The organism is Phyllobacterium sp. P5_D12 (assembly GCF_054049495.1).
In genome coordinates this window covers 1-8,289 of sequence record NZ_JBFUMG010000184.1, presented here as the reverse complement: position 1 = coordinate 8,289, position 8,289 = coordinate 1, and the positions used below count along the sequence as shown (strand labels likewise).

Annotated in this window: 10 protein-coding genes; 8 read left to right on the top strand and 2 right to left on the bottom strand. The window is 55.5% G+C overall.

The window, feature by feature from the left end; all coding sequences use genetic code 11:
* The 8 genes from ACXJ5O_RS13670 to ACXJ5O_RS13635 form a co-directional block, all read left to right on the top strand.
* Positions 1-961 (top strand): aspartate aminotransferase family protein (locus ACXJ5O_RS13670; protein ID WP_457300363.1); only part of this gene is annotated, 961 nt, incomplete at its 5' end.
* A 4-nt stretch (positions 962-965) separates the two neighbouring features.
* Complete coding sequence (locus ACXJ5O_RS13665; RefSeq protein WP_224515866.1) at positions 966-1,916, top strand: arginase family protein; 951 nt, start codon at positions 966-968, stop codon at positions 1,914-1,916.
* Positions 1,913-2,266 carry an EamA family transporter gene (locus ACXJ5O_RS13660; protein ID WP_112532670.1) on the top strand — a complete coding sequence of 118 codons (354 nt, stop codon included), beginning with the start codon at positions 1,913-1,915 and terminating at the stop codon, positions 2,264-2,266. The genes ACXJ5O_RS13665 and ACXJ5O_RS13660 overlap by 4 nt, the downstream gene beginning before the upstream one ends.
* Positions 2,263-3,138: a fatty acid desaturase family protein gene (locus ACXJ5O_RS13655; protein ID WP_457300362.1), complete on the top strand. Its 876-nt coding sequence runs from the start codon at positions 2,263-2,265 to the stop codon at positions 3,136-3,138. The genes ACXJ5O_RS13660 and ACXJ5O_RS13655 overlap by 4 nt, the downstream gene beginning before the upstream one ends.
* Entirely contained in the window at positions 3,125-3,943 is an 819-nt protein-coding gene (locus ACXJ5O_RS13650; RefSeq protein WP_457300361.1) for an alpha/beta hydrolase, read from the top strand. The genes ACXJ5O_RS13655 and ACXJ5O_RS13650 overlap by 14 nt, the downstream gene beginning before the upstream one ends.
* Positions 3,924-5,102 carry a peptidogalycan biosysnthesis protein gene (locus ACXJ5O_RS13645; protein WP_457300360.1) on the top strand — a complete coding sequence of 393 codons (1,179 nt, stop codon included), beginning with the start codon at positions 3,924-3,926 and terminating at the stop codon, positions 5,100-5,102. The genes ACXJ5O_RS13650 and ACXJ5O_RS13645 overlap by 20 nt, the downstream gene beginning before the upstream one ends.
* Positions 5,099-5,524, top strand: a complete 426-nt coding sequence (locus ACXJ5O_RS13640; RefSeq protein WP_457300359.1) for an EamA family transporter — start codon at positions 5,099-5,101, stop codon at positions 5,522-5,524. Before ACXJ5O_RS13645 ends, ACXJ5O_RS13640 begins: the two co-directional genes overlap by 4 nt.
* The gene (locus tag ACXJ5O_RS13635; protein ID WP_457300358.1) at positions 5,521-6,819 is read left to right on the top strand and encodes a class I SAM-dependent methyltransferase; all 1,299 of its coding nucleotides are present in this window, start codon (positions 5,521-5,523) and stop codon (positions 6,817-6,819) included. The genes ACXJ5O_RS13640 and ACXJ5O_RS13635 overlap by 4 nt, the downstream gene beginning before the upstream one ends.
* Before the next feature lie 7 nt (positions 6,820-6,826).
* Here ACXJ5O_RS13635 and ACXJ5O_RS13630 read toward each other — a convergent pair whose 3' ends face one another.
* Positions 6,827-7,669 (bottom strand): MipA/OmpV family protein, encoded by an 843-nt coding sequence (locus ACXJ5O_RS13630; RefSeq protein ID WP_457300357.1) that lies wholly within the window; start codon positions 7,667-7,669, stop codon positions 6,827-6,829.
* 166 nt (positions 7,670-7,835) lie between these two features.
* Positions 7,836-8,289: RraA family protein (locus ACXJ5O_RS13625; RefSeq protein WP_457300356.1), on the bottom strand; the 454-nt coding region annotated here is incomplete at its 5' end.

The following is an 8,289-nucleotide window of genomic DNA, read 5'->3' as shown; positions in this document are numbered from 1 at the left end:
CTTCGAGGGTGGATATCATGGGCGCACGCTTGGCGCCTCGGCGATCACATCGAGCTATCGCTACCGTCGTCGTTACGGGCACTTCGGCGAGCGCGCGCAGTTTATTGAATTTCCCTATCATTTCCGTGGCCCGAAAGGCATGAGCAAAGAAGAATACGGCCACCAATGCGTGCAGAAGTTCGCCCGCCTGTTCGAGAGCGAATATAACGGCGTCTGGGATCCTAAGGCAGGCAAGGCGGAGTTTGCCGCCTTCTATGTCGAACCCATCCAGGGCACTGGCGGCTATGTCATTCCTCCCATGAACTTCTTCAAGGAGCTGAAGGAGGTGCTCGATCAGCATGGGATCCTGCTTGTGGTCGATGAAATCCAGATGGGCGTCTACCGGACGGGCAAGATGTGGTCGATCGAACATTTCGGTGTCAGCCCGGACATCCTCGTCTTCGGCAAGGCAATCACGAATGGTCTCAATCCGCTTTCGGGCGTCTGGGCGAAGGAAGAAATAATCAACCCAGGCATTTTCCCTCCAGGTTCAACGCATTCTACCTTCGCCAGCAACCCGATGGGAACCGCCGTAGCACTGGAAACCATGAAAATGCTCAAGGAAGAGGATTTCGGTGCGGTCATCATCGAGAAAGGCGCTTACTTTCTCGATGGACTGAAGGAGCTACAGAAACGCCACCGGATCATCGGCGATGTGGATGGCCTGGGCCTGGCCCTGCGCGTCGAAATATGCGCCGAAGACGGTTTTACGCCGGACAAATCGACGATGGACTGGCTTTGCGACGAGGGGATGAAGGGTGATCTCAGCGTCGGCACTAACATGTACGGTCTCGTGCTGGATGTTGGCGGTTACCACAAGAATGTCATCACCCTTGCCCCCAACCTCCTGATCAGCCGCGAAGAGATAGATCTTGCCCTGACGCTGCTGGATCAGCTTTTTACCAGGGCTTCGAAGCGATAGGCCGATGCAACTTCTGCTCCTCCACCTCGATGATGCGCTTGAGTTGCAGCCTGACTTCATCCGCGCCTGCCTGAACGCTGGCGCGTACGAGTTACAGGCTGAGAATGAAGGGCGGGCGATCAGGCTTTGGGGCAAAAACCCTGATTTGCATGCCGTTCGGACCAAACTCGCGCGCAGGATGCTGCGGAGAAAGGATGCGCATCTGTGTTTCATGGGGTCGGGTGATTTTCATCACGTCACTGCGCTGCTGCTCGACGTTGCCCTCGAAAAGGATGGAAAGCCGGCCACGGTAATCCATTTCGACAACCATCCCGATTGGGTTCATTTCAAGGATGGCATCCATTGCGGCTCATGGGTCAACAGGGCATTGGAACATTCCCAGGTTCGCAAGGTCATCACTGTCGGCGTATGCAGCGATGACCTGAAGAAGCCTGAACGGAAGGGAGCAAATCTTTCGCTGCTCAAAAAAGGCAAGCTTGAGCTCTATCCCTACGATCATCCACCGAGCAGGGTCAAAAAGGAATATGGGTCGGGGTCGAGCTACCAGCAGGATTCCGGCTCGCTCAGCTGGAACACGATTGCCGCTATTGGTGAGCAAAATTTCGTTGATCGCCTCTTGTCACGGATTGAGACCGAAGCCGTCTATCTGACGATCGACAAGGATGTGCTGGCTCGCGCTGATGCGGTCACGAACTGGGATCAAGGCAGCATGAGGCTGCCATATCTTCTGACTTTGATAAGTGAGATCGGCTGCCGCCACCGCATTGTCGGTGCAGATGTCACCGGCGACTACTCATTTCCCGCTTATGGCGGCGGGTTATGGACGATGCTGATGAAGCACGGCGAGATTCTGCTGGATCAGCCCCGGCGGCCCTCGGATGCGCGTCTTGCGACCAACATCAACTCCGCAGGCAATCACGCCCTTCTCGAAATTCTTTCGCAGGCCATGTCATGAGCGGCACCCTGACCCTGCCAATGGTGGCGCTGATCAGTTTTTGCATTGTTGCGGAAATGGCGCGTGAGGTCTGTTTCAAACAGGCCGCGCACGCTTCGACGCTTCGTCAGGCACTGGTGAAACCCGCCACCTGGGTGGGTATTGTCTTTTGGGCAGTGGAGCTGTTCGCATGGATGATGGTGCTCGAACACGTGCCGCTGTCCATCGCCTTTCCAATGATGGCGCTGAGCTATGTCGTCATCGTTGTCGCGGGAGCCTGCTTTTTCAAGGAACACGTCAATCTGCGTCACGCAGCTGGAGTTCTTCTCATCACGGCCGGCGTGACGTGCGTTGGAGCAACAGGACTATGAAACTCTTCAAACATACCAAATGGGATGCCGCTCCCGTTATCGCGGCAATCGCTCACCTATTCTTCAATATTTACCTCATCGCCGGATTTCATAGCCGCCCGCTGTGGTTGTCCTTAGTTCTGGGGTGCGTTTACGCTGTCTCGATCTCGTGGAATATCAACAGCATCTCCCACAATTTCATTCACACACCGTATTTTACCGCGCGCCCGCTGAATTATGCCTTCAGTCTGCTGGAATCCATCACGATCGGCTTTTCGCAGACCTACTATCACTGGATCCATATGCGCCATCATTCCGGCAACAGCGACAAGCCGAATGAAAAGGGTGAAACAATCGATTGGTTGTCGATTTACAGACACGGCAAAAACGGCGAACCGGAGAGCGTTTGGAGCTACACGTTCCTCAGCTTTTTTCGCGACGATATCGGCGACATTCACAGAGGCGTTGCCCGCACTCGGCCGTTCGACGCGAAATGGGGCCGCTTCGAGCTTTACGCTTTCTTTGGTGTGGTCGGTCTGGCTTTGATCTATGACTGGCGGGCTGTCCTGTTCTACGTGCCATTCTACTATTTTGGCAATTGCCTGTCGTCGCTCAACGGCTATTACGAGCATCTTCACGGCGATCCGGAAGAACCGATAGCGTGGGGCGTCAGCAGTCACAATCGTTTCTACAACTGGCTGTGGTTCGGCAACGGTTACCACGCCGAGCATCATTATCGTCCGCGCACACATTGGACAAAACTCCGCTCCTYCCACGAACAGATCGCGGACCAGCAAGAAGAAGCTGGCGTCCACGTCATCAGCACGTGCCACGCACTGGGATTCATGGCCAAGGAAAACCGCGAGCTGGAAATATCGAATGCAGATCGCTGACCCTTTTGGATATTTCATGGAGGGCACCAACGGTAAAGGCGTCCTTCTTGTGCATGGTCTGACTGGTGCACCTACGGAAATGCGGCTTGTGGCGCGACAACTGAATCGTCGGGGCTATACCGTCTATGCACCGCTTCTCGCCGGTCATGGTGGCGATGTCCGTAGGTTGCGCGGCACACGTTGGCAGGATTGGCTGGGGAGTGTCGAGCAGGCGGTGGAGCAGTTGACCGCCTATACGGACGAGATATTTGCTGCCGGCATTTGCGTCGGTGGCAAGCTGGCGCTTCTGGCTGCCCACGAGCAGCCCGGAATGCTCAAGGCCGTGGCGATTTACTCTCCGTGCTTCCTCTATGACGGCTGGAATGTGCCGTTCTATTACCCGCTGCTGTCGCGCAACATCACCTGGTTGGCACATGTCCCATTCTTGGATCGCCTGAATTTCAACGAGACTTCGGCGCTCGGCGTCAAAGACCAGCGTATGCGCCGGATGATGGAAAATATGTCGAAAGAGGGCGTAATCGAGAAATTCCCCGGCAAAGGCCTGGTCGAGATGTATCGCCTCGGAAGAGCGCTCAAGCACGAGCTGCCGCATATGTTGACGCCAACCCTCATCCTGCATTCAAGGGAGGATGATCTCAGCAGCCCTGCCCATGCCCGCTATATCAGTGACCATATCGGGGCCCCGAACGAGCTTCGCTGGATCAATGACAGCTATCACATGATCCATCTCGATCGGCAGCACAGGCAGGTCGCGGATCTTACTGCCGATTATTTTGGAGTGAGCCATGTTTCAGACCGTCTCTGAATCGACGCTCCGCGGAACAAGGTTACCGGAGAAAGATAATCCGCTCATACGAACGCGCGTTGTGAACTCCATCCGGGAAGTCGGCAAGCAAGCGTGGAATGCCTGTTTCGAAGATGAGGTCGAAGATTTCGATTGCCTTCTCGCAATCGAAGAGGCCGGGATCGAAGGTTTCGCCTGGCGCTATGTAACGGTAATTGAGAACGGGACAGTAGTCGCCGCCATGCCCGCATTCATTACCAGTTACCAGCTTGAGACGACGTTAGAACCAGGACCTCTGCGCCGCTTCATTCGTCGGATGCGAGGCTTCCTTCCCGGTATCCTCACGTTGAAGCTCGCGTGTCTTGGCTCGCCCTGTACGGAAACTGGCAAGCCAGGCTTTTGTGCCAACGTTCCTCCGGAACGCCAGCCTGATTTGTTGGCAAGACTTATTGCCGGGTTCGAGAAGCACGCGGACGATGAAGGTTGTTCCCTGCGAGGCGTAAAGGATATTCCTGAACCTTGTGCGTCGGCGTTTGCGCCGGTATTCGCGCAATCAGGTTTCGCTTCCATTCCCGGGCTTCCGACAGCTTGTCTTGATATCGATTTTCACTCCATCGAAAGCTATCTGAGCCGCTTGTCCTCTGGAACCCGCAAGGACATGCGCCGGAAACTGAAATCGTTTGATCGCATCAGGATCGAGACACGAACCGAACTGGCAGACGTCATGCCGCGCGTCTTGGCTCTTTATAATGCGACACGAAACCGGAGTGAATGGCAGTTCGAAGCTCTCACCGCCGGATATTTTGCCGGCATTCTCGACCGTATGTCCGGGAAGTCATTCTGCACCTTGTATTTTGCAGAAGACAAGTTGCTGGCGGCTAACATTCTCGTTCACAACGAAAGCACGCTGATCGACAAGTTCTTCTGCATGGACGGAGAGGAAGGGCGTGCCTACGACCTTTATTATCTAAGCTGGTTCGCCAATCTGCGTTATTGCATCGAGCACCACGTTGCCCGCTATCAGAGCGGCCAGGCCTACTACGAAAACAAACTGCGGCTGGGCAGCAGACTCACTGCAAACACAATGTATTTCAAGCATCGGAACAGGGGCATCCAATGGTTGCTGAGGCTGGTATCGCCGATGTTTGGCGTGGACGAGCCTCAGGGAGCCGCTTCATGAACGGCCAGCGTCTTTCCTGGTTCGCCATTCCGGTGCTGAACACGTTGTTTCAGATTTTCATCAAGCTTGCTGCCGATGCAGTGAGTGGTCATGCCAGCGGCTGGTTGTCCGGATCGCTCGCATCGCCCTGGTTCCTTGCGGCCATTGCAGTTGAAATCGTTTGTTTCCTGATCTGGATGCAGGTGCTGTCGGAGCTTGATCTGAGCAAGGCGTTTCCGCTTTCTGCTCTAAGTTACGTGCTGGTCCTCCTGTCGAGCTGGCTTTATTTCCGGGAACAGATCACCGTGCTTCAGTTGATTGGAAGCGCGCTCATACTTGGCGGAGTGTRGCTGATCGGAACGGCTTCCGGACGCAGCAGCCCCCGGCAAAACACCCATGAAATCAAGTTCCCGCCAGTTACGACAATGCGAGCCAGACGATGACCCAGGTCCAGTTTCAAAACTCCACTTCCGGCAGGCACACAACGCCACCGGCGCTTGCCGATCGTGCGCTGCATGCTGCGCTTCTTCGCATTGTCAGCACAGGTCGCCTGACAGTTACGACTGCCAAGAACAGAAAAATGTCATTCGGAGATGGCAGCGGGCCCGCGGTATCGGTGAGGTTTACCGATAGCCGGGCACAGTGGGCCTTTTTGGCCGACGCAGATATGAGGCTTGGCGAGCTTTTCATGGATGGCCGTCTTGTCGTCGATGAGGGCTCCATCTATGACTTCATCGCACTGTTGTTGCGGGAAGCCCAGAACACCACTCATCCTTGGCCTGCGCGTTTCATAGACGCCCTGCGCGCCAAATTCCGCAAGCTGAAGCAGCCCAACTTGCCCGGCCGATCGAAGCGGAACGTCGCACATCACTATGATCTCGACGGTCGGCTCTACGAGCTGTTCCTTGACGCGGACCGTCAATATTCCTGCGCCTATTTCGAACACCCCGATCAGTCGCTTGAGGAAGCACAACTGGCGAAGAAGCAGCATCTGGCGGCCAAACTCCTGCTCGAACCGCATCAGCGGATTCTGGATATCGGCTGCGGTTGGGGCGGTCTTGCGCGGCATATCGGTGCAAGGGTGACGAACGGTGAAGTACTGGGAATAACCCTGTCCGAAGAACAGCTTGCATATGCGCGATCATCGTTGGACCAGATGGACGGTCGTGTTTCATTCGAGCTGCGGGATTATCGCCACCTGAAAGGCCGGTTCGACAGAATTGTTTCGGTAGGCATGTTCGAACATGTCGGCGCCGCGTCATACGCGACATTCTTCAAAACATGCGCAAGACTGCTTGATGATCATGGCGTCATGGTTCTCCACACAATCGGCTGTTCATCCACGCCAGGCTTCACGACACCGTGGCTGAACAAGTATATTTTCCCGGGCGGGTATATTCCCTCGCTCTCCGAAATTGTTCCGCACATCGAAAAGGCCGGATTGATCGTCACCGACGTGGAGGTACTGAGGCTCCACTATGCCTCCACGCTCAAAATCTGGCGCGAGCGTTTCATGGCGAAGCGCGAGGCGGCGAAAGCGCTTTATGACGAACGGTTTTGCCGGATGTGGGAGTTTTATCTGGCTGCGGCCGAGGCGGCATTCCGGTATGAGGATCTTGTCGTATTCCAGATTCAGATAGCCAAGCGCAACACGGCTGTTCGCATAACGAGGAACTACATTCGTGACGACGAGCTAAATGCAGCGAGGAATCTTCAAGCTCTTTTCCCGGCACCGTGACCCAGGATCAAAATCCGATGTGGAAGGAACGGCTCAGAACAATGCCGATCGTATTCTGGTTAGGCGATCCAATGTCGGTAACAATCGGGCTGTCAGCAGCATCCCCGACCAGCCTGTCGAATTTATCGTAGACCAGCAGGCTCGTTTTGGGATTGATCTGATAGGTCRCACCAACAACAAAGCCAACGGATTTGAACCCTGCGTCCGGTGAGAATGCGCTCAGACTACCGTTGTCCAGCGCTTCGGCACTACTTACGCCGAAACTGTTTTCCATGTACGTCGCATCGGCGAACGAGGCGCGGGGGCCTGCCGAGAGCAGAAACTTGTCGCCAAACGGCTGGAACCAATCGACCGCAAAATCCGCGACAAAACCGTCATCGCTCTGAACGCCCTGCCGGGCTTCGGCTCGTACTCGCAGCCGGTTGTCGATAAGCCAATATTGTCCAAAGGCACCTACGTCGACGCTCCAGTCGATTTCGTGCACACCAGGTACGTCGGAGTTTGAACGGTTGCCTCTGATACTGGCGGCGGGTCCAAGTTCAAGCCCGCCGAGCTCGATCAACGAAAAATCGATACTGTCGTCGGGCGCGCTCAAACCTGCAGGTTCGTTGGCCCGGCGGATATCGAAATTCGGTACAAAGCTAAAGTCATTGTCYCCSGACCCCTCAAACGTYGGACCGTATTCGGTTCCGGCACCCAAGGTTACAATCCAGCCCGGGTTCTCTTCGACCGTTGTGGCCTCCGGCTTATCCGCAGCTACGGAGGCGGTTGCTGACGAGAATATTGCTAACAGAGCAAGATCCAGCGTACTTGGCAGCCTGACGCGCGCTCGACCGACAGGTAGCGTCATTATACTTCCCCATCCGACATGCTGCGCCCCACGAATTTGCATCAGACGAGACTTTAGTGTCACCAACGGGCGAACGCGTCAAGACTAGCGATGATCCGGCAGTTGCAGTCGATTTGAATCCGAACATTGTCCGCCGGCGCTGCAGCGCATTCTGGGTGTGTTCAAATCATTCGATAAAGCATCCCAAGCGTTCCAGGGCAGCGTCGACCCAGGCACGATCATTGTTGCCCGTCTTGATCGCTTCCATCTGACGCGTCTCTGCCGCATGTTTTTTGGTCGCTGCAGTGAAGACTTCTTCGACCGACTCGAGTGGCACCGACACCATTCCGTCGGCATCGCCGCAGACCAGGTCACCGGGATGGATCACCATACCACCAATGGCGATGGGAACGTTTACCTCGCCCGGGCCGTCCTTGTATGGTCCGCGATGAGTGACCCCCGCAGCAAAGACAGGGAACGAACCCGCGCTTAATTCCTCGCTGTCGCGAATGGCTCCAAATATGACGATGCCGCCAAGGCCGCGTTGAATCGCGTGCGCGACCATCAATTCGCCGATGATCGCATTAGTAAGATCTCCACCCGCGTCCACGACAACGATGTCGCCAGGCTCAGCGATATCC

Bases quoted from the DNA above. Each gene is read 5' to 3' on its own strand.
- ACXJ5O_RS13665 (WP_224515866.1), top strand. From the start codon at position 966: ATGCAACTTCTGCTCCTCCACCTCGATGATGCGCTTGAGTTGCAGCCT.
- ACXJ5O_RS13660 (WP_112532670.1), top strand. From the start codon at position 1,913: ATGAGCGGCACCCTGACCCTGCCAATGGTGGCGCTGATCAGTTTTTGC.
- ACXJ5O_RS13650 (WP_457300361.1), top strand. From the start codon at position 3,125: ATGCAGATCGCTGACCCTTTTGGATATTTCATGGAGGGCACCAACGGT.
- ACXJ5O_RS13645 (WP_457300360.1), top strand. From the start codon at position 3,924: ATGTTTCAGACCGTCTCTGAATCGACGCTCCGCGGAACAAGGTTACCG.
- ACXJ5O_RS13635 (WP_457300358.1), top strand. From the start codon at position 5,521: ATGACCCAGGTCCAGTTTCAAAACTCCACTTCCGGCAGGCACACAACG.